This is a genomic window from Streptomyces sp. NBC_01304 (assembly GCF_035975855.1).
GTDB lineage: Bacteria > Actinomycetota > Actinomycetes > Streptomycetales > Streptomycetaceae > Streptomyces.
The window spans coordinates 4,987,080-5,006,116 of the sequence record NZ_CP109055.1 but is presented as its reverse complement, the minus strand read 5'-3'; the positions used below and the strand labels follow the sequence as shown (position 1 = coordinate 5,006,116).

Annotated in this window: 18 protein-coding genes and 1 pseudogene; 12 read left to right on the top strand and 7 right to left on the bottom strand. The window is 69.3% G+C overall.

The genetic code is table 11. From position 1 onward, the window contains the following. The first annotated feature begins 60 nt into the window (after positions 1-60). The 5 genes from OG430_RS22000 (at position 61) to OG430_RS21980 (ending at position 3,802) form a co-directional block, all read left to right on the top strand. Complete coding sequence (locus OG430_RS22000; RefSeq protein ID WP_327354270.1) at positions 61-876, top strand: phosphatase; 816 nt, start codon at positions 61-63, stop codon at positions 874-876. A 128-nt stretch (positions 877-1,004) separates the two neighbouring features. Next, the gene (locus OG430_RS21995) at positions 1,005-1,214 is read left to right on the top strand and encodes a helix-turn-helix domain-containing protein (RefSeq protein WP_327354269.1); all 210 of its coding nucleotides are present in this window, start codon (positions 1,005-1,007) and stop codon (positions 1,212-1,214) included. Positions 1,215-1,336: 122 nt separating this feature from the next. After that, a complete protein-coding gene (locus OG430_RS21990) occupies positions 1,337-1,435 on the top strand; it encodes a 30S ribosomal protein bS22 (RefSeq protein ID WP_003948845.1) in 99 nt (32 codons plus the stop codon). Positions 1,436-1,626: 191 nt separating this feature from the next. Next, positions 1,627-2,718, top strand: coding sequence for an NAD-dependent epimerase/dehydratase family protein (locus OG430_RS21985; RefSeq protein WP_327354268.1), 1,092 nt, complete (start codon positions 1,627-1,629; stop codon positions 2,716-2,718). A 25-nt stretch (positions 2,719-2,743) separates the two neighbouring features. Continuing rightward, a complete protein-coding gene (locus tag OG430_RS21980; RefSeq protein WP_327354267.1) occupies positions 2,744-3,802 on the top strand; it encodes a lysophospholipid acyltransferase family protein in 1,059 nt (352 codons plus the stop codon). Positions 3,803-4,184: 382 nt separating this feature from the next. Here the strand turns inward: OG430_RS21980 and OG430_RS21975 are convergent, their stop codons facing one another. The 3 genes from OG430_RS21975 to OG430_RS21965 form a co-directional block, all read right to left on the bottom strand. Next, positions 4,185-5,396: a DUF5667 domain-containing protein gene (locus OG430_RS21975; RefSeq protein WP_327354266.1), complete on the bottom strand. Its 1,212-nt coding sequence runs from the start codon at positions 5,394-5,396 to the stop codon at positions 4,185-4,187. Positions 5,397-5,634: 238 nt separating this feature from the next. Then, positions 5,635-6,426, bottom strand: coding sequence for an ECF subfamily RNA polymerase sigma factor, BldN family (locus OG430_RS21970; RefSeq protein WP_327354265.1), 792 nt, complete (start codon positions 6,424-6,426; stop codon positions 5,635-5,637). A 342-nt stretch (positions 6,427-6,768) separates the two neighbouring features. Further along, positions 6,769-7,704 carry an HAD family hydrolase gene (locus OG430_RS21965; protein WP_327354264.1) on the bottom strand — a complete coding sequence of 312 codons (936 nt, stop codon included), beginning with the start codon at positions 7,702-7,704 and terminating at the stop codon, positions 6,769-6,771. A 193-nt stretch (positions 7,705-7,897) separates the two neighbouring features. Here OG430_RS21965 and OG430_RS21960 point away from each other — a divergent pair, with 193 nt between their 5' ends. The 6 genes from OG430_RS21960 (at position 7,898) to hemB (ending at position 14,765) form a co-directional block, all read left to right on the top strand. Beyond that, positions 7,898-8,176 carry a glutaredoxin family protein gene (locus OG430_RS21960; protein WP_327354263.1) on the top strand — a complete coding sequence of 93 codons (279 nt, stop codon included), beginning with the start codon at positions 7,898-7,900 and terminating at the stop codon, positions 8,174-8,176. A gap of 366 nt (positions 8,177-8,542) precedes the next feature. Beyond that, positions 8,543-9,313: a redox-sensing transcriptional repressor Rex gene (locus tag OG430_RS21955; RefSeq protein WP_327354262.1), complete on the top strand. Its 771-nt coding sequence runs from the start codon at positions 8,543-8,545 to the stop codon at positions 9,311-9,313. Then, positions 9,310-11,064, top strand: coding sequence for a glutamyl-tRNA reductase (locus OG430_RS21950; protein WP_327354261.1), 1,755 nt, complete (start codon positions 9,310-9,312; stop codon positions 11,062-11,064). The genes OG430_RS21955 and OG430_RS21950 overlap by 4 nt, the downstream gene beginning before the upstream one ends. Beyond that, positions 11,061-12,020, top strand: a complete 960-nt coding sequence (gene hemC, locus OG430_RS21945) for a hydroxymethylbilane synthase (protein ID WP_327354260.1) — start codon at positions 11,061-11,063, stop codon at positions 12,018-12,020. The genes OG430_RS21950 and hemC overlap by 4 nt, the downstream gene beginning before the upstream one ends. Then, positions 12,017-13,651 (top strand): bifunctional uroporphyrinogen-III C-methyltransferase/uroporphyrinogen-III synthase, encoded by a 1,635-nt coding sequence (locus OG430_RS21940; protein WP_327354259.1) that lies wholly within the window; start codon positions 12,017-12,019, stop codon positions 13,649-13,651. The genes hemC and OG430_RS21940 overlap by 4 nt, the downstream gene beginning before the upstream one ends. A gap of 124 nt (positions 13,652-13,775) precedes the next feature. Next, positions 13,776-14,765 (top strand): porphobilinogen synthase, encoded by a 990-nt coding sequence (hemB, locus tag OG430_RS21935; RefSeq protein WP_327354258.1) that lies wholly within the window; start codon positions 13,776-13,778, stop codon positions 14,763-14,765. Positions 14,766-14,853: 88 nt separating this feature from the next. Here hemB and OG430_RS21930 read toward each other — a convergent pair whose 3' ends face one another. From OG430_RS21930 to OG430_RS21915, 4 genes are read right to left on the bottom strand one after another with little or no spacing between them, the layout of a single operon-like run. Further along, positions 14,854-16,194: a hypothetical protein gene (locus tag OG430_RS21930; protein ID WP_327354257.1), complete on the bottom strand. Its 1,341-nt coding sequence runs from the start codon at positions 16,192-16,194 to the stop codon at positions 14,854-14,856. After that, positions 16,191-16,538: a hypothetical protein gene (locus OG430_RS21925; RefSeq protein WP_327354256.1), complete on the bottom strand. Its 348-nt coding sequence runs from the start codon at positions 16,536-16,538 to the stop codon at positions 16,191-16,193. The genes OG430_RS21930 and OG430_RS21925 overlap by 4 nt, the downstream gene beginning before the upstream one ends. Next, positions 16,535-16,714: a DUF397 domain-containing protein gene (locus OG430_RS21920; protein WP_327354255.1), complete on the bottom strand. Its 180-nt coding sequence runs from the start codon at positions 16,712-16,714 to the stop codon at positions 16,535-16,537. The genes OG430_RS21925 and OG430_RS21920 overlap by 4 nt, the downstream gene beginning before the upstream one ends. Next, entirely contained in the window at positions 16,711-17,538 is an 828-nt protein-coding gene (locus tag OG430_RS21915) for a helix-turn-helix domain-containing protein (protein WP_327354254.1), read from the bottom strand. The genes OG430_RS21920 and OG430_RS21915 overlap by 4 nt, the downstream gene beginning before the upstream one ends. 113 nt (positions 17,539-17,651) lie before the next feature. Between OG430_RS21915 and OG430_RS21910 the strand changes: the two are divergent. Next, positions 17,652-18,052, top strand: a pseudogene (locus tag OG430_RS21910) (ATP-binding protein). Positions 18,053-19,037 lie beyond the last annotated feature (985 nt).

Below are 19,037 nucleotides of genomic sequence, written 5' to 3'. Positions count from 1 at the left end.
CTGTGGGGCATATCCGGGGTTTTGGGGACCCCTTCGGGGTGAGTGCGGCAGCATCGGGGCGTGTTGAGCACCGGCGCCCTGCGCGCCCATCTCCTTGCGGCCCGGCTCGCCGGTCCGGTGGCCACCTCGCGGGAGGAGAGCCTGCGCAGCTATCGGCTCTTCGCCGCCCGGGACCCACGCGTACTGCTCGGACTCGATCCCGAATGGTCGTGGCGCGACCGGGATCTGATCGCGCTGATGGCCGACAAGTGCGGGGTCTCGCCCGACCCGCGGCACACCTCGGGGCCCGATGTCATCGACCCCGAACGGACGTTGGCGGCGCTCGACGCGTTCGCCGCGCGGCTGCGGGTGGCGGTGGAACGGCAGGCTCCGGTGCTGTTCGGGACCGGTCATCCGCATCGACTTCTCGGGTTCTACGCCGAGTTGGCAGACGCCCTGTCGGCGGCCGGCTGTCCCGTTCTCACTCCGGCGAAGGGTGGCTCTGTCGACATAACGACCCGGTTCGGACTACGTACGTACAACCTTGACTACGTACGAGGAGTCGCGCTGGTGCGGGAGTCCGGAGCTGGGGGCGCCGGTTGTGCGACCGGCGCACATACCCACTCGCCACTGCCGGTTCGCACCGTCCTGGCGGCCGCTGCGGAGGCCGGCGGGCCGCTGCCGGAGCTCGTCGTCGGGGACCACGGCTGGGTCTGCGGTGCAGGTCAGCTAGGTATTGAGGCGATCGGACTGGCGGATACGGATGATCCCGCGCTGTTCGTCGGAGAGGCCGAGGGGCGGGTGTCCGTCGCCGTTCCGCTTGATGACGCTGTGCGGTCTGATTACTACCGACCGCTTACTCGCTATGTAATCAATCGAGCGTGTCTGTCCCAGTAGGCGGTCGATCGCAGCTCCTCTTCCCCACTCGCACCACAGGCCCCTACTCTGGGAGTGAGCGCACAGCGACGAGGAGTCACCGGAAGGGGAAGCCGGTGCCCGTCATGTGCGGAAGGTTCAGGTGTGTCATGGCTGCTGACCAGAGGCCTCTGAGCGAGGTGCATTTCCTGACCGTGGCGGAAGTCGCCTCGGCGATGCGAGTGTCGAAGATGACCGTGTACCGCCTGGTACACAGCGGTCATCTGCCTGCGATCCGGGTGGGGAGGTCGTTCCGGGTGCCGGAGAACTCTGTGCACGAGTACCTTCGTGACTCGTTCGTGGGGATCGAAACCGGCTGAGAGTGCATGGCCGATGAACCTCGATTACAGCCTCAGCGCTCGGCCGGGTAGGCTAGCCCCTCGTAGGTCGTGTGGGCCCATTCTGCCCCGCACCGAGTGAAGAGAAGTGAGCGAGGGTAGTCGTGGGCTCTGTTATCAAGAAGCGGCGCAAGCGGATGGCTAAGAAGAAGCACCGCAAGCTGCTCAAGCGCACTCGCGTTCAGCGTCGCAACAAGAAGTAAGCGGCCGCTGAAACAGCGCGCACCGAAGCCCCCTGCCGTCATGGTGGGGGGCTTCGGCCGTTCCCAGGACCGCTTCCAGGGCGGGGAGATGGCGTTTCCGTGGTGACAGGAGATGGCTGGGGGTCATCACAGCGCAACATCCACCCGCTACGGTGGCTGCCAGGGCGAGGGTTGGAAGGAAGGCGCTGATCTTGGGGAAGGTCGTGCTCGTGACCGGGGTGGCCCGGCAGCTCGGGGGCCGCTTCGTGCGGCGGATCCAGCGCGATCCCGAGGTGGACCGGGTGATCGCCGTGGATGCGATACCGCCCGAGCACCATCTGGGCGGAGCCGAGTTCCTGCAGGCCGACATCCGCCAGCCCACGATCGCCCGGCTGCTCGCCGAGCACGCCGTGGACACCGTGGTGCACATGGACGTGACCGGCACCGCGCTGGGCAGCGGCAGCCGGACCTCGGTCAAGGAGACCAACGTCATCGGCACCATGCAGCTCCTCGGTGCCTGCCAGAAGTCGCCGACGGTCCGGCGCCTGGTCGTGAAGTCCAGCACCAATGTGTACGGTTCCGCGCCGCGCGACCCCGCCGTCTTCACCGAGACGACGCCGCCCAAGTCGCTGCCCAGCGGCGGCTTCGCGAAGGACGCGGTCGAGGTCGAGGGGTACGTACGCGGCTTCGCGCGGCGCCGGCCCGATGTCGCGGTGTGCGTGCTGCGCTTCGCGAACATCCTTGGGCCGACCGCGGATTCGCCGCTCGCCGAGTACTTCTCGCTGCCGGTCCTGCCGACGGTGTTCGGCTATGACCCGAGGCTGCAGTTCGTGCACGAGGACGATGTGATCGAGGTGCTGCGGATCGCCGCGCACGATCCCCGGCGCGGGACGCTCAACAGCGGGACCTTCAACGTCGCCGGCGACGGGGTGCTGCTGCTCTCGCAGTGCTCGCGGCGCCTGGGCCGGCCCACGGTCCCCGTGCTGCTGCCCGCCGTCACCTGGGCCGGTGCGGCGCTGCGTACCGTCGGCCTGTCCGACTTCTCGCCGGAACAAGTGAGGCTGCTCACGCACGGCAGGGTCGTGGCCACCGGGCAGATGCGCGAGACACTGGGATTCAGGCCGAAGTACACCACCGCGGAGACGTTCGCGGACTTCGCCCGCAGCCGTGGTCCTGGATTGCTGCCGCCCCAGGCCCTGGCGGGGGCGATCGACCGGGTTGCCGCGCTGCCCTTCGCGGGCGGCGGCGGACAGCCCGACGGTTCTACGCAGCCGACGCAGAGCGCCAACCAGAGCGCCGAGTAGAGCGCAAACGAGGAGCGCATCAACAATGGCGGACGCCAAGGTCATTCCGTTCGACGAGGGTGCTGCCGACCGCTCACGCGGCGGTACGCCCCGCTCGGCGCGGCGCCGGACCACCGGGCGCAGGAAGGGCGAGCCCGCGACCGTACGGGAGGTGAAGTCCCTTCCCCGGCAGCGGGAGGCGGAGCCTGAGCCTTCGGCTGCCGAGGCCGGTTCCGAGCAGGCCGTGCCCTCTGCCGGGGGTGGCGGTGGCTGGGAGCGGAAGGTCGCCGGTGGGCTGGCCTTTCTGCGGCGCAGGCTGACGGGGGAGTACGAGGTCGACGAGTTCGGCTATGACCAGGAGCTCACCGATCAGGTCCTGATGTCGATGCTGCGGCCCGTGTACGAGAAGTACTTCCGGGTCGAAGTGAAGGGCATTGAGAACATTCCGAGTGAGGGTGGGGCGCTGATCGTCTCCAACCACTCGGGGACGTTGCCGCTCGACGGGCTGATGCTGCAGGTCGCGGTGCACGACAACCATCCTGCGGAGCGGCATCTGCGGCTGCTCGCGGCCGACCTGGTCTTCATGCTGCCGGTGGTCAATGAGCTCGCGCGGAAGGCCGGGCATACGCTCGCCTGCGCCGAGGATGCTCAGCGGCTGCTTGAGCGGGGTGAGCTGGTGGGTGTGATGCCCGAGGGCTTCAAGGGGATCGGGAAGCCGTTCGGGGAGCGGTACAAGCTGCAGCGCTTCGGGCGGGGCGGGTTTGTGTCCACCGCGCTGCGGGCGGGGACGCCGATCGTTCCTTGCTCGATCGTCGGGGCCGAGGAGATCTACCCGATGATCGGGAACGCGAAGACGCTGGCTCGGGTGCTCGGGTTTCCGTACTTCCCGATCACGCCTACGTTTCCGTGGTTGGGGCCGCTCGGGGCGGTGCCGTTGCCCACGAAGTGGACGATTCAGTTCGGCGAGCCGATAGCCACGGATTCCTATCCGGCTGAGGCTGCTGAGGATCCGATGCTGATGTTCAATCTGACCGATCAGGTGCGGGAGCAGATACAGCACACGCTGTACAAGTTGCTGGTGCAGCGGCGGTCGGTGTTCTTCTGACCGGTTTGTTGCGCTCGGGTTCGTTGCGCCTGCGGCGGGCTGGGTCCCCTACCCGCCCCTTCCCGTAAGGCTGCCGCCGGCTTCAACGACGGTCACAGATGTCCTCAAACGCCGGACGGGCTGGGAAGAAGGCGGCGGGCTGAGGAGAAAGCAGCCGCGGCGGACGGCGAGCTGAGGAGAAGGCGGCCGACGGCGAGCTGAGGGGAAAGCAGCGGACGCGGCCAGTTGAGGGGAAAGCGGCGGACGGCGAGCTGAGGAGAAGGCGGCCGACGGCGAGCTGAGGGGAAAGCAGCGGGCGGCAAGCTGAGGAGAACGCGGAAGCGGGCAGCTGAGGAAAAGGTGGGGGCGGGCTGATGGATCAGCCCGCCCCCACCTTCGGTGGTTACTTCTTGGTGTCCTCGCCGTCGATGCCCAAGCCCGGCAGCAAGCCGGGTAGGACCGGAGGCAGGGTGATGTCCGGCTCCGTGGTCGAGCTCTTGCCCGGGGTGGGGCTCGAGTCGTCCTTGGGTGGGTCGAGGAGGCCGCCGGTGTTCTCGCCGAGGAGGCCCTCGCCTGCGCTGCCGGAGGCAGAGGGGCGGGGCTTACTTTCGGCGCCGGTGGGGCCGCGGGACGTGCCGGCCGTGCTGGGCTTCGCGCTGTCCTCGCTGCCGGCGCCGGTGCCCGTGCGGTCGCTGGTGCCGGGGGTGCGCCCCGGCTGCTGCGGGGTGGTCGGCAGCAGGGACTGCAGCGGGCCGACTTCCTCGTCTATGGCGTCGAAGACCGAGCTGACCTGCTCGCTGACGTCCGTGAGCTGGACGGGCAGTTGGTTGCGCAGGGCGCTCCAACTGGTGCGGTGCGAGCGGGAGAAGCTCGACAGGGCCTGAATGGGGCCGATGGAGCCGTCCCGCTCATAGGCCTGGTGCAGCAGCTTGTGGCCTTCGGTGGCGTCGTGCTGCATGCCGTTCAACGCGCGCCGCACCTCGCCCACCGACTCGTGGTCGAGCTGGCCCGAGCGGCCCCGCTCCATGAGGCGGCGGGCCTCCTGGAGGCGGGTCGAGGCCTGGTCGAGGTAGATCTCGCCGCGGGCGGAGTCGTCGTCGGCCATGCCGAGCTTGAGATCCTCCATGCCACGCTTCAGGCCGTACAGCGAGTCGCCCGGGAGGGCGTCCGAGCTGGCCGCGGCCACTCCGCTGAAGGCGCCTGCGGCGACCCCGACGGTGAGTCCGCCGGCCGCGATGCCCTTGGACAGGCGGGAGCGCGGCTTCAACTTCCGCAGTCCCACCGCCCGGTGGGCACCCTTGCCGCGGGTGCGCTGCTCGGGCACCGAGGCTCCGATGCCGTCACCGCCCGCCGCGGTGCCCTCTTGCAGCATCGCCTCCATGGCGGCCACCAGCTGGGCGCGTTGGACCACCTTCACCTCGGGGTCCAGCTCCGGCTTCGGCAGCTCGCCGAGACCGCCCGCCAGGGCCAACATCCGGCTCTGCGCTGCCTGTTCGGCAGATGCGGAGCTTTCCGGGCCTGCTGACTGCTCGGCCGCCGAGCCCTGGTCGGTTCGATCCTCCAGGGCCTGGGCGAAGGCGTTCGCCCGCCGGTGTGCCGAAACATTTGCGATCACTGGCGGCACCTCCTCTCGTCATGACGTCCGACTCCCCAGGGGGTCCTGAGGGTTGCACGCTCCGAGCCCATCCACACGATCGAGTGAGCGGTGGTGGGAAGGGCAGCGACCACAGGGAGCCTGCATCCCGCTCAACGACCGTCGCGGCACTTGGGTTACGGACGAAAGATGATCGGACTGATGACGGCATAGTCCAGTAACCGCCGGTGATCCGGCGGTTACTCAGTGGTTATTTGATCTACCGGACGTCGTCCGGCAGGAGGCGGGCCAGGGTGCGGACCGCGCGGTACTGCAGGGTCTTGATCGCGCCCTCGTTCTTGCCCATCACGCGCGCGGTCTCGGCGACGGAGAGGCCCTGCAGGAAGCGCAGGGTCACGCACTCCTGCTGCTGCGGGTTGAGGCGGCGCACCGCTTCGAGCAGTGCGGTGTTGGAGAGGGACTCCAGGACGGCGTCCTCGGGGCTGCGCTCGACCTCGTTGGCGTCGAGCATTTCGCCCGTGGTCACTTCCAGGCGGAAGCGGCTGGACTTGAAGTGGTCGGCGACCAGGTTGCGGGCGATCGTCACCAGCCAGGCGCCGAAGTCGCGGCCCTGCCAGGTGAAGGTGCCGATCCGGCGCAGGGCGCGCAGGAAGGTCTCGCTGGTCAGGTCCTCGGCGGTGGCCTTCCCGCCGACGCGGTAATAGATGTAGCGGTACACGGTGTCGCTGTACTGGTCGTAGAGCCGGCCGAAGGCGTCGGCCTCGCCGGCCTGGGCGCGCTCGACCAGATCCATCATGCGGGCGCTGTCGCTGTCCGCTGCGGGACGGCGGGCGGTGGTGGGCGTACTACTGGTGGTGCCTGCGCCGGAGCGCGCTCGTCTGCCGACTGCTGCACTTCCTTCGGCCAGGGCATAACAAGGTCCTGCTGGTGCAGGGACGGCGAAGGCAGGGGCGGCGGCGTACGCGGTGGGGACGAAGCCGCGCAAGCGGTCGAGGACCGATGCGCGCAGCGTAGCCAGGCCCGAGGCGTCAACCCCGACGTGTGGGTACACGGGACTCCCAGAGGCAGAGCTTCCATCACGTGCAGTGCGGGACCGTTCACCCGTCGTAGCGACTGGTGGGGTCCTTAATGCGTCTGAGGAGAATAACGCTTCGTACAGGCAGCGCTACACCCAGTTGCTCAAATCACCGATTACGTCGCTTCTGTAACCGATCTTCGTCGCTTCAAGTACCAGTGAGTGAGCGGTTGTTGATCGGATTAGACCGTGATCTGTCTGAGCGCAGGGCGTGTTGTGGCCGATTTGGCGGGAGTGGCGTCAAGAGGACTGGCGGGAGACGTGCGCGGGTAAGGGCGCAGGAATGCCCGGGTTCCCGCCGTGCGCGAGTGCGGAGCGTCAGCGGCGGCGGCGGTGCAGGGCGATCGCGGCCGCGGTGCCGCCCGCGAGGGCGCCTACTCCGGCCGCCGCGGGGATGCCGACCTTGGCCGCCTTGCGGCCCGTCCGGTAGTCGCGGAGCCGCCATTCCCTTTCGCGTGCGTACTTGCGCAGCTTGCTGTCGGGGTTGATCGCGTACGGGTGCCCGACCAGGGACAGCATGGGGATGTCGTTGTGCGAGTCGCTGTACGCGGCGCAGCGGGCCAGGTCCAGGCCCTCGGCGGCGGCCAGGGCGCGCACCGCCTCGGCCTTCGCGGGGCCGTGCAGGGGTTCGCCGACGAGCTTTCCCGTATAGATGCCGTCCACGGACTCGGCGACCGTGCCGAGGGCGCCGGTCAGGCCGAGGCGGCGGGCGATGATCGTCGCGGTTTCGACGGGAGCCGCCGTGACCAGCCAGACCTTCTGGCCCGCGTCCAGGTGGGCCTGGGCGAGGGCGCGGGTGCCGGGCCAGATGCGCTCGGCCATGTACTCGTCGTAGATCTCCTCGCCGATGCTCATGAGTTCGGCGACACGGTGGCCCTTGACGATGGACAGGGCGGAGTCCCGGGCGTCCTGCATGTGCTCGGGGTCCTCGACGCCCGCAAGGCGGAACCAGGCCTGCTGCCAGGCGAACTTGGTCAGTTCGCGGCGCTGGAAGAACTTCCGCTTGTAGAGGCCGCGGCCGAAGTGGAAGATCGCGGCGCCCTGCATCACGGTGTTGTCGAGGTCGAAGAAGGCGGCGGCCTTGTCGTCGCCGGCGACGGGAAATTCTGGCTCTTCGGGCTCGGCGGCTGCTGCCGCAAGCTCCTCCAACTCCTGCGAGGACTTGCGCGCTGCCTCTGCCGAGGCCTCGCCTGCCAGGACGCTGCGCGCTGTGGCGGAGCGCCTACGGGGGGTGAGCCATCCGAGAGCGGCCATGTCCGTGAGCATAGTCAGTCTGTTCGCAGGCTTTGGAGTCGAGCGGATTCGGAGCCTGTGAACAGTCCGCTACCGCGCCGTTAAGAGGGTGATCGGGGGCGGGTCGGGCAGTGGCGTGTGCGGCGCGTCGCGGCGGCCGGTCGGGGGCGTGCGACCGGCGTACGAGTGGGCCCGGGCGCGCGAGAATGAACGTATGAGCCCCATTTTTCGACGGACGCCGAAGAAGAAGCCCGAGGACCGGACGGTCACCTTGATCGGCAAGCCCGGCTGCCATCTGTGCGATGCGGCACAGGAAGTGATCGAGAAGGTCTGCGCGGAGACGGGAGCGGCCTGGGAGAAGAAGGACATCAACGAGGACCCGGAACTGCACCGTAAGTACTGGGAGCAGATCCCGGTGGTGCTTGTGGATGGTGCCCAGCACGACTTCTGGCGTGTGAACGAAGATCGTCTACGTCGGGCGCTCACCGCGTAGTTCGGAGCTCGGGCCGGACTGCGGAATGGCAGGAAACTGCCTTCCTTGTGGATCTCCGGAAGGTCGTCCGGAGGCCGGAACTGACCGGCTGGTCCTAAAAGTCGTTTACGATCGGGGTCGATTTGGGACTCGGGGGCTAGGAAATCGTGAGGAGTGTGTACGGTTTTGCCCCCTTTGGGTACGCGACGTCGGTGCCTGCCTGACGGTTCCGTGAACGTGCGCAAGTGGCGCGTGACGCCGGTCACTTTGGCCGGACAAAGCGGACACCATCTTTGTGCACGCGTTCACAAAGACATAGCCTGCATTCGACGGGGCGGTCCTGGGACAAGTGGCCGCCTGCAGCCCCGCTCTACCCGCAGGAGCACCGTGGCAACTGGCCGAACTCACCGACCGGCGACCCGCAGCCGAGGGATTCCCGAGGCCACTGTCGCCAGGCTTCCGCTGTACCTTCGCGCGCTGACCGCACTGTCGGAGCGCTCGGTTCCCACGGTCTCCTCCGAGGAGCTCGCGGCCGCCGCGGGGGTCAACTCCGCGAAGCTGCGCAAGGACTTCTCCTACCTCGGGTCCTACGGGACGCGCGGTGTGGGCTACGACGTCGAATACCTCGTCTACCAGATCTCCCGCGAACTGGGTCTGACCCAGGACTGGCCGGTTGTGATCGTCGGTATCGGTAACCTCGGCGCCGCGCTTGCCAATTACGGCGGTTTCGCCTCGCGCGGGTTCCGCGTGGCCGCGCTGATCGACGCCGATCCCGCGATGGCCGGGAAGCCCGTCGCCGGGATGCCCGTGCAGCACACCGACGACCTCGAGAAGATCATCGAGGACAACGGTGTCTCCATCGGCGTCATCGCTACGCCGGCGGGTGCGGCCCAGCAGGTCAGCGAGCGGCTCATCGCTGCCGGGGTCACTTCTATTTTGAACTTCGCGCCGACCGTCCTGCAGGTGCCGGACGGTGTCGACGTACGCAAGGTGGACCTCTCCATCGAGCTGCAGATCCTCGCCTTCCACGAGCAGCGCAAGGCCGGCGAGGAAGCCGCCGCCTCGGCCGAGGCCGCCGCCGTGCCGCCCGCCGCGCGCGGGGCCGCCGCCGACCGCAAGGGACCCGACGGGGACGTACCCGCCGTGATGCCGGCATGAGCCTCCTGGTAGTCGGCCTCAGTCACCGCAGTGCGCCGGTGAGCGTTCTGGAGCGGGCCGCGCTCGACTCCGACGCGCAGATCAAGCTTTTGCACGGCGCGGTGGCCGCGGAGCCGGCCGCGGAGGCGACGGTGCTCGCCACGTGCAACCGGATCGAGCTGTACGCCGACGTGGACAAGTTCCACGCGGGTGTCGCCGAGCTCTCCATGCTGCTCGCGCAGCACAGCGGTGTCGGGCTCGAGGAGCTCACTCCTTATCTGTACGTGCACTACGAGGACCGGGCCGTTCACCACCTGTTCTCGGTGGCCTGCGGTCTCGACTCCATGGTGGTCGGGGAGGGGCAGATCCTCGGGCAGATCAAGGACGCGCTCGCCCTGGGCCAGGAGCTGCACACGGCCGGGCGGCTGCTGAACGATCTGTTCCAGCAGGCGCTGCGGGTCGGTAAGCGGGCGCACTCCGAGACGGGTATCGACCGTGCCGGGCAGTCCCTTGTGACGTTCGGTCTTGAGCAGCTCGCTGCCGGGGACTCCGTCGAGGGCTGGGCCAAGGGGAAGCGGGCGCTGGTCATCGGGGCCGGGTCCATGTCTTCGCTGGCCGCGGCGACGCTGGCTCGCGTGGGCGTGGCCGAAGTGGTCGTGGCCAACCGGACGTTGGACCGGGCGGAGCGCCTGGCCGGCAATCTGGTGGAGTCCGAAGGTGTTGCCGCGCGCGCCGTGGCCATGGAGTTCGTGGCCGATGAGCTGACACGAGTCGACGTAGCGGTGTCCTGTACCGGGGCTACGGGGCTGGTGCTTTCCGCCGACGCGGTTGCGGCTGCGCTGGCTCGGCCGGTTTCCGGTGAGGGTTCGCCCTCGGGGAGCTTGCTGGCGCCGGATGGGAGCCTTGTCGCACGGCTTGCGGCGGCTGCTGCTGCTCAGGATGGTCGGCTTGCCGATGCCGGGTCGGTCGACTTGCAGTCGGGCGCGATTACCGGTGATCCGGCACCTGCGGCTGCGCCCACCCGTGCCGCCCTGCGGCACGACTGCCCGCAGGGTGGGGTGGGGGAAGCCCTGCCTGTGGATGCGCAGGGTCTGGACGGCGGTTCGCAGGGCGGGCAGGACGCCCTGCTTGCGCCTGGGCACGGTGTGGAGCTCGGGCCGGACGCCCTGTATGCGCAAGGCGTGGCCGAGCTGGAGCGGGGGGCCGAGCTTGCCGCCGGGGCCGGTGTTGCGGCTGCGGTGGGCACGCGGGGCACGGTGGGGGCTCACGTGCGGCTCGCGCTGCTCGACCTCGCCATGCCGCGTGACATCGACGCCGCCGTGCATCGCATCGACGGAGTGCGGCTCGTCGACATCGAGTCGCTTGCCGAAGCCTCCGCCGATGCGCCGATGGCCGCCGACGTGGACAAGGTGCGGACCATCGTCGCCGACGAGGTCGCCGCCTTCGGTGCCGCGCAGCGGGCCGCGCACATCACGCCGACCGTCGTGGCGCTGCGCACCATGGCCGCCGATGTCGTCGACGGCGAGATCACGCGCCTTCGCGGGCGCCTCCCCGACCTGGACGACCGGCAGCAGGCCGAGATCACGCAGACCGTGCGCCGCGTCGTCGACAAGCTCCTGCACGCGCCCACCGTGCGGGTCAAGCAGCTGGCCAGCGAGCCCGGCGGCGCCGGGTACGCGGATGCCCTGCGCACACTCTTCGACCTCGACCCGGAGACGGTGGCCGCCGTCTCCCGGGCCGACAGTGACGACCCGAATAGAGGGCGGCCATGACCCAGAAAGCACTACGGCTGGGAACCAGGCGGAGCAAACTCGCCATGTCCCAGTCCGGGCATGTGGCGGACGCCGTCCGTCAGTTGACCGGGCGGGAAGTCGAGCTCGTCGAGATCACGACGTACGGCGACACCTCCAAGGAGCACCTCGCGCAGATCGGCGGCACGGGTGTCTTCGTGACCGCCCTGCGGGACGCGCTGCTTCGCGGTGACGTGGACTTCGCCGTTCATTCGCTCAAGGACCTGCCGACGGCCCAGCCCGACGACCTCGTCGTCGCCGCGATGCCGCCGCGCGAGGACCCGCGCGACGCCCTGGTCGCCCGCGACGGACTGACCTTCGCCGAGCTCCCGGACGGGGCCCGCGTCGGCACCGGTTCGCCGCGACGCATGGCGCAGCTGAACGCGTACGCCCGTTCCCACGGGCTGCGCATCGAGACCGTGCCGATCCGCGGCAACATCGACACCCGGATCGGATATGTGCGGAAGGGAGAGCTGGACGCGGTGGTACTTGCCGCAGCCGGACTCAACCGCATCGGCAGGGCGGATGAAGTGACCGAGCTCGTCCCGGTCGACACCGTGCTGCCCGCCCCCGGCCAGGGGGCACTGGCGATCGAGTGCACTGCGGCAAACGCAGAGCTCGCCGCCCAACTCGCCGAGCTCGACGACCCGTACACCCGGGCCGCCGTGACCGCCGAGCGTTCCCTGCTCGCCGCCCTGGAGGCCGGCTGCTCCGCACCTGTGGGTGCGCTGGCCGACCTGCTGGCCGACGGACAGGTTGTCAAGGAGATGCGCCTGCGCGGCGTCGTCGGCTCGATCGACGGCTCGACGCTGGTGCAGCTGTCCACCACCGGTCCCGTACCCACCACGCAAGCCGAAGCCGAGGCCCTGGGCCACGAGCTCGCCTCGGACATGCTGGCAAAGGGTGCGGCCGGTCTGATGGGGGAGCGAGCACTTTGAGCCCCACCGCCTCGAACCAATCCGCACACGGGCACGTCACCTTCCTCGGTGCCGGACCCGGAGATCCGGGACTGCTCACACTGCGCGCCGTGGAGGCGCTTGCCGGTGCGGACGTGCTGATCGCCGAGCCCGATGTGCTCGACGTCGTACGTGGACACGCACGCGCAGGTGTCGACACACCGCAGCAGGCGGCGGCTGACGAGTCATCAACGCCCGCGGATGCGGCCAATCTTGTCATGGCGGCCGCGCGCGGCGGCAAGCGGGTCGTGCGTGCGGTCAGCGGCGACCCCGGCCTCGACGCCAACGCCGGTGACGAGATGCTCGCCTGCGCCGCCGAAGGCATTCCCTTCGAGGTCGTGCCCGGTGTCGCCGCCGCGGTCGGCGTGCCTGCTTACGCGGGTGTGCCGTTGCGCAACGGCCAGGGCGCGGACGTGCGTTTCGTCGACGCGCGGGATGCCTCGGACCGCTGCTGGGCCGAAGTCGGCGCCAGTGACGGGACGGTTGTCGTCTCGGCGACGCTGGAGACCGTGGCCGCTGCCGCCGGCGAGTTGGTGGCTGCGGGCCGTAAGCCGGACACCCCGATGTCCGTCACCGTCGCCGGTACGACGACGCGTCAGCGCACTTGGAACGCGACCCTGGGTTCCATCGCCCAGGTGTTGAAGCAGGCCAAGGTGCTGCCCTCGCCGGACGGGCACCAGCCCGTCATAGCCGTGGTCGGTGAGCGTTCCGCCGCCGCCCAGCGCGACCAGCTCTCGTGGTTCGAGTCGAAGCCGCTGTTCGGCTGGCGGGTGCTCGTACCGCGTACGAAGGAGCAGGCGGCCTCGCTCTCCGACCAGCTCGTCTCGTACGGCGCGGTGCCGCACGAGGTACCGACGATCGCCGTCGAACCGCCGCGTACGCCGCAGCAGATGGAGCGCGCGGTCAAGGGCCTCGTCACGGGTCGCTATGAGTGGATCGCTTTCACGTCCGTGAATGCGGTCAAGGCCGTGCGGGAGAAGTTCGAGGAGTACGGGCTCGATGCGCGTGCCTTCGCCGGGATCAAGGTCGCCGCGGTGGGGGAGCAGACCGCCAAGGCGCTCATCGCCTTCGGTGTGAAGCCCGACCTGGTGCCCTCCGGTGAGCAGTCCGCGGCCGGGCTTCTCGAGGACTGGCCGCCCTACGACCCGGTCTTCGACCCGATCGACCGTGTTTTCCTGCCTCGCGCCGACATCGCCACCGAGACGCTGGTGGCCGGTCTGATCGACCTGGGCTGGGAAGTCGACGACGTCACGGCCTATCGGACCGTGCGGGCGTCGCCGCCGCCGGCGGATACGCGTGAGGCGATCAAGGGTGGTGGCTTTGATGCCGTGCTCTTCACGTCGTCTTCCACGGTTCGGAATCTTGTCGGCATTGCCGGTAAGCCCCACAACGTGACCGTTATTGCGTGTATCGGTCCGGCCACGGCCAAGACGGCCGAGGAGCATGGCTTGCGGGTCGATGTCATGGCTCCCGAGCCGTCGGTGCATAAGCTTGCGGAGGCTCTGGCCGATTTCGGCGCGGCTCGCCGTGCTGCTGCTCTTGAGGCGGGGGATCCTGTTACTCGGCCCTCGGAACGTCGGCCTGGTGCGCGGCGGCGGCGGGCTACTACTTAGTCCCCTCCCCGCCCCTTCCCGTAATTCTGCGAAGCCTTCCGCCCTTTGGGCGGTGTCCTCAAACGCCGGACGGGCTGATGAAATCAGCCCGTCCGGCGTTTGAGGACAATCCTTGGAGATGGTGATGACGACCTACGGTTCCTTCCCCGGTTCGCGCCCCCGCAGGCTGCGTACAACTCCCGCCATGCGCCGCATGGTTGCCGAGACGAGGGTGCATCCCTCGGATCTGATCCTGCCCGCCTTCGTCCGCGAGGGCATCAGCGAACCCGTGCCGATCTCCGCCATGCCCGGCGTCGTACAGCACACCCGCGACACCCTGCGGAAGGCCGCCGTGGAGGCGGTTGAGGCCGGGGTTGCCGGGATCATGCTGTTCGGGGTGCCGTTGGAGGAGAAGAAGGACGCCGTCGGTACGCCGGGGACCGACCCGGACGGGATTTTGCAGGTCGCGATCCGGGATGTGCGCTCCGAGGTCGGCGACGACCTCATCGTGATGTCTGATGTGTGTCTCGATGAGACGACGGATCACGGGCACTGCGGTGTGCTGGACGCTCAAGGGCGGGTCGACAATGACGCCACCCTCGAGCGTTATGCCGAGATGGCCCAGGTGCAGGCCGACGCGGGCGCGCACGTGCTCGGGCCCAGCGGGATGATGGACGGTCAAGTCGGCGTCATCCGCGATGCGTTGGACCAGACCGGGCACGAGGACGTGGCGATCCTGGCGTACACCGCCAAGTATTCGTCCGCCTTCTACGGGCCCTTCCGGGAGGCCGTGGGGTCGTCGCTGAAGGGGGATCGCAAGACCTATCAGCAGGACCCGGCCAACCTGCGGGAGTCCATGCGGGAGTTGGCGCTCGACCTCGAAGAGGGCGCCGACATGGTGATGGTCAAGCCGGCCGGGCCGTACCTGGACGTGCTCGCGAAGGTCGCTCAGTCCGTCGACGTCCCCGTGGCCGCGTACCAGATCAGTGGTGAGTACGCGATGGTCGAGGCCGCCGCCGAGAAGGGGTGGATCGACCGGGACAAGGCGATCCACGAGACCCTCACCGGGATCAAGCGGGCCGGCGCGAGCATGATCCTCACCTATTGGGCGGTCGAGGCGGCCCGCGCGCTCTGAGTCCTTGAGCGCGTGTCCTTGAGCGCGTGTCCTTGCGGGGGTGGGCGCGTGGTGGAGTGCCGGGCGGCCGGGTGGCCGACCCGGCCGCTCACAGCGCGCTGCGGGCCGAGTCCAGGTCGGTCATGAAGTCACGGCCGTACGCCTGCGCGTCGTCGCTCTGCCAGTACGGGCCGCCGTTGTAGCGGGCCGCCAGCTCCTGGTACTGCGCCGGAGTCATCTGCTCCGCCGGTACGTCGGCGAACTCGCTCTCCGCTTTCAGGCGGGAGAGGTATTCGGAGGCTATGAAGACGTTCTGGGTCGGGTCCTTCACGGCCGATTCGACCTCGTCGCGTTGGGCGCCGGTGAGGTTCGCCGGGTCGTAGCCCAGGACCTCGGCGGCCCGGCGGATCTGGATCTGGAGCGGGCCCATGGAGGTCCGGTCCGCGTCGCCGCCCACGCCCAACTGCCTTACCGTGTCCGTCACATCGTCGATCACCGCCGGATCGCCGTCCACCTCGCGCCAGGCGATGCCCGCGATGACGTCCGGGGGCAGGCCGTTCTCCTTGGCGGCGGCGCGGATGGCCTGGCCGTTGGCCTCGATCCACTCGCTGCGCTGCTCGTCGGAGCTGCCGGGGAGCCAGTAGCTGGTGTCCTTGCCGGGCGGGAGGCCCCCGGCCAGGTCGCGGATGCGCTGGAGGGCGGGGGAGACGGTGACGTCCTTGCCCACGCGCGGGAAGACGTCCGTCTTCGTGCCGCTGCCGGCGAGCTGGGTGAGCGGGTCGTGGCTTGCCTGCTTCTGCTCGGCCTGGAGGTCCCCGACCTTGGCGAGCAGGGCTGCCGCGTCCTTGAAGTCACTGCGGAAGTCCGGGACTTGGGCGCGGGCTGCGTCCAACTCGGCCATTGCGTTGGTGCGTACGGTCTCTTCCGCCGTCTTGGCCCGGTGGAAGGCCTCCGAGGCCTGGGCGTAGTAGTGGTTCGCGTCGTCGCGGATCTTGCCGACGTCCACCGTGAGTTCGGAGAGCCAGTCCAGGGCGCCGGTGGTGTCGCGGAGGTCTTCCCAGCGCTTCATCGGCTCGGCGTTCCGCGCGGCGGGCGTGAGCTTGATGTCCTCGCGGTCCAGGACCGAGGCGAGGCTTTCCTGGGAGTCCTTGCCGGTACGCAGGTGCTTCTTGGCGTCCTCTACGGCGTCGGCGTAGTGGAGCAGCGCCTTCCAGGCCTTCTCGAAGCCGTCCTTCAGGCCGGTGGCCAGCTGCTGTACGTCCTTGAGGCGGGCCTCGTAGTGCTCGCGTGAGTCGCTGACCCAGTGGGTGTCGTTGCTTGCCTTCGTGACGGAGGGCATCGCCTCGGCGAGGAGGTCGTGCAGGCGCTTGTATTCGGCTGCGTTGCGCTCGATCAGGGCGGGGCTGGCGTCTTCCAGGTGCCGAACGTCCGCGTAGTACGTGACCGTCACTGGGCCTTGTCCCCCTGCTGGATGTGCCCCGACTCCAGGAACGCCTTGAACCCGTCCCGGGTGGCCTGGTCCGTGTTGGTGTAGTTGCCGCCCGTTGTCTTCAGGGCCGTGGAGAGGGCCGTGAGGAGGGTGACCAGGTCGCGGTGCTGGTCGGCCGCGTGCGTCGCGAACTCCGCGTTCTTGGCAGCGAGTTCGGCGTGCGCGGTGGGGGTGCGGGTGAGTGTGGCCGTGTCGGCGTCGGGGCGGCCTTCTTGGAGCAGGCCGGCTATCTCGGTGAGGAGGTGCGCGCTGCCGTCTATGGAGGCGGGGTCGGCGGCGTAGCCCTGGCCGGGTCCGGCGCTCATCGGGTGGCGTGGGTGAGGAAGGCGGTCCAGCTGGCCGGGGGCACGGTGAGGGTGTTGCCGACGGGGAGCTTGGAGTCGCGGATGTGGATGGCTTCCGGCTGGGTGGCGACCTCGACGCATTCGCCGCCTTCTTCGCTGCTGTAGCTCGACTTGAACCAGTGCAGTTGCGTGCTCATAGCTCTCCCAGCTTGCGGTCCAACAGGTCCTTGGTTTCCTCGGGGTTGAGGGCCTGCGACCGCAGCATCGCATACTTCTGTCCGAGGGCAGAGACCTCGTCCGGGCTGCCGACGAGCTGGCTGCCACGCTGTGTTTCGGCGTACGCGAGGTGCTGATGGTCCTCGGTCTCCAGCAGGGTGAAGGGGCCCGCGAGCCCAGCGTGCGTCGTGCGGCCGAACGGCAGGATCTGCATGCTGACGCCGGGGAGGTCGGCGGCATCGCGGATGCGGCGCAGCTGCTCGGAGTAGACGTCGTGGCCACCGATCCGGTCCATGAGGACTGCTTCCCACATGATGAAGCTGGCAGTGGTGGGGTTCTCTCGGTGAAGGATCCTCTGGCGCTCGATGCGAGTCGTGACCAGGCCGGCGATCTTGTCTGCTCCGTACGGAGGGAGGCGGGTGGCGAAGACCGCCTGGGCGTAGCCCTCGGTCTGTAGCAGACCGGGGACCGCTGCGTTGGCGTAGAAGCAGAGATCGATGGCTTGCCGCTCCAGGTCCAGGTACTCGTCGACCCAGCGGGGGATCAGGTCGATCTCGGGCATGTGCTCCACGCCGACCGCCAGGACGCCCTTGGTCTCCAGGAAGGCGTCCAGTTCACGGGCCAAGGAGGGCTTGAGGTGGCGGCGGCCCTGCTCGATCGAGGCGATGGTCTCCGGCTCGGCGCCCACATGCTCGCTGAGGGATTCCTGGGTGTGGTCGGCAGCGCGGCGGAGGGTGGCCAGGATGCTGCCGAGCATCTTCATCGCGGAGGCGTTCTTCTGGTAGGGGCGTGGCGTGCGGCTCATGGAACATCAACTCCCGTTGCGCGAGCGGTTGTTCGCTGACGTGAGTCCGTACGGAAAATCTGTACGGACTTACGCACTGCTCCAGTGTGACCACGCAATGTGACGCTCGTCTCATGAACGACAAGTTCTTCCCTCGTCAGCGTCAATCGGTCTTCGCCGCAAGGGAGTTCGCGAGGGAAGCCCTCGCCGCCTGGGGCCTGGCAGAGGTCGGCGACGACGTCCTGCTCTGCGTAAGCGAACTCGCCACGACGCCCTCCTCCACGGCGTCCCGGCAGGGCGAGGCTTCCTGGTCCGGCTCCAGCGCGGCGGCCAGTCGCTCCGTGTCGAGGTCCACGACAGCGGCGACGGGGAGCCTCGTATCCCCGAAGCCCCGGACGAGGGAGGTCGCGGCCTGCTCCTCGTCCAGGCCGTCGCCAACAAGTGGGGAGTGGTGGCGCGCGACCCCGGCAAGGTGGTGTGGTGCGAGTTCTCGCTCGTCGGCCGCAGGTCACCGATCAACTGCTCAACTGCCTGATTGCGTGGCTGGAGTGGGTGGGTGGTTGCGCGGACCTCCGTCTGTTTCGTTGTTGGGTGCGGGTGGTCGGTGGCTGGCTTTCCCCAACTGATGTCAGTACGGGGCCCAGGGGGAGAAGTCCCGGCAACGGAAGAGGTGGGGGCAGGGCAAAGACGAAAGACAAAGACCGCAGCGAGAGAAGGGGATGGAGGGGGTGGGCGGGGGCTCGGAGGGCGGGCGAGGGAAGGGGGCGGGCGAGGGCCCGGAGGGCGAGCGAGGGAAGGGGGTGGGTGAAGGCTCGGAGGGCGGGCGAGGGCCCAGAGGGCGGGCGGGGGAAGGGGGCGGGCGAAGGCTTGGGGGCGGGCGGGGGCTCGGAGAGCGGGCGGGGGGCCTAGTGGGGGGAAACGGGCAACAGAACCAGCACAAAAGGGACGCTCTTGCGCCCCTTTCCCCCCGCTAGGCCTCCAGGCGCCGCCCTCCGCAGCCTCGTGGCGGGAAAGAGGCTCGCCTAACGGGCAAACCGGGCACTCCGACGCCGCTTTCCGCCCGGCTAGCCCCAGCCTCCCGATCCCGGGCTCACGTCTCCCCCTCCCGAGCTCACACCCCCAGCCCCGGGCCAGCACCTCCCCACCGGGCCCGCACTTCCCCGTCCCGAGCCCGCACCTCCCCCGTCGGGCCCGCACTTCCCGGTCCCGGGCTCGCGTCTCTCAGCCCCGGGCCAGCGCTTCCCCACCGGGCCCGCACTTCCCGGTCCCGAGCTCGCGTCCCCCTCCCGAGCTCGCACTCCCCGTCCCGGGCCCGCGCTTCCCCGTCCCGAGCCCGCATCTCCCTCCACCGGGCCCGCACTTTCCCGTCCCGGGCCCGCACTTCCCCGTCCCGGGCCCGCACTTCCCCTGCCGGGCCCGCGCTTCCCCGCCCGGGCCCGCACTTCCCCGTCCCGGGCCCGCGCCTCCCGTCCCGGGCCCGCGCCTCCCGTCCCGGGCCCGCGCTTCCCCGCCCGGGCCCG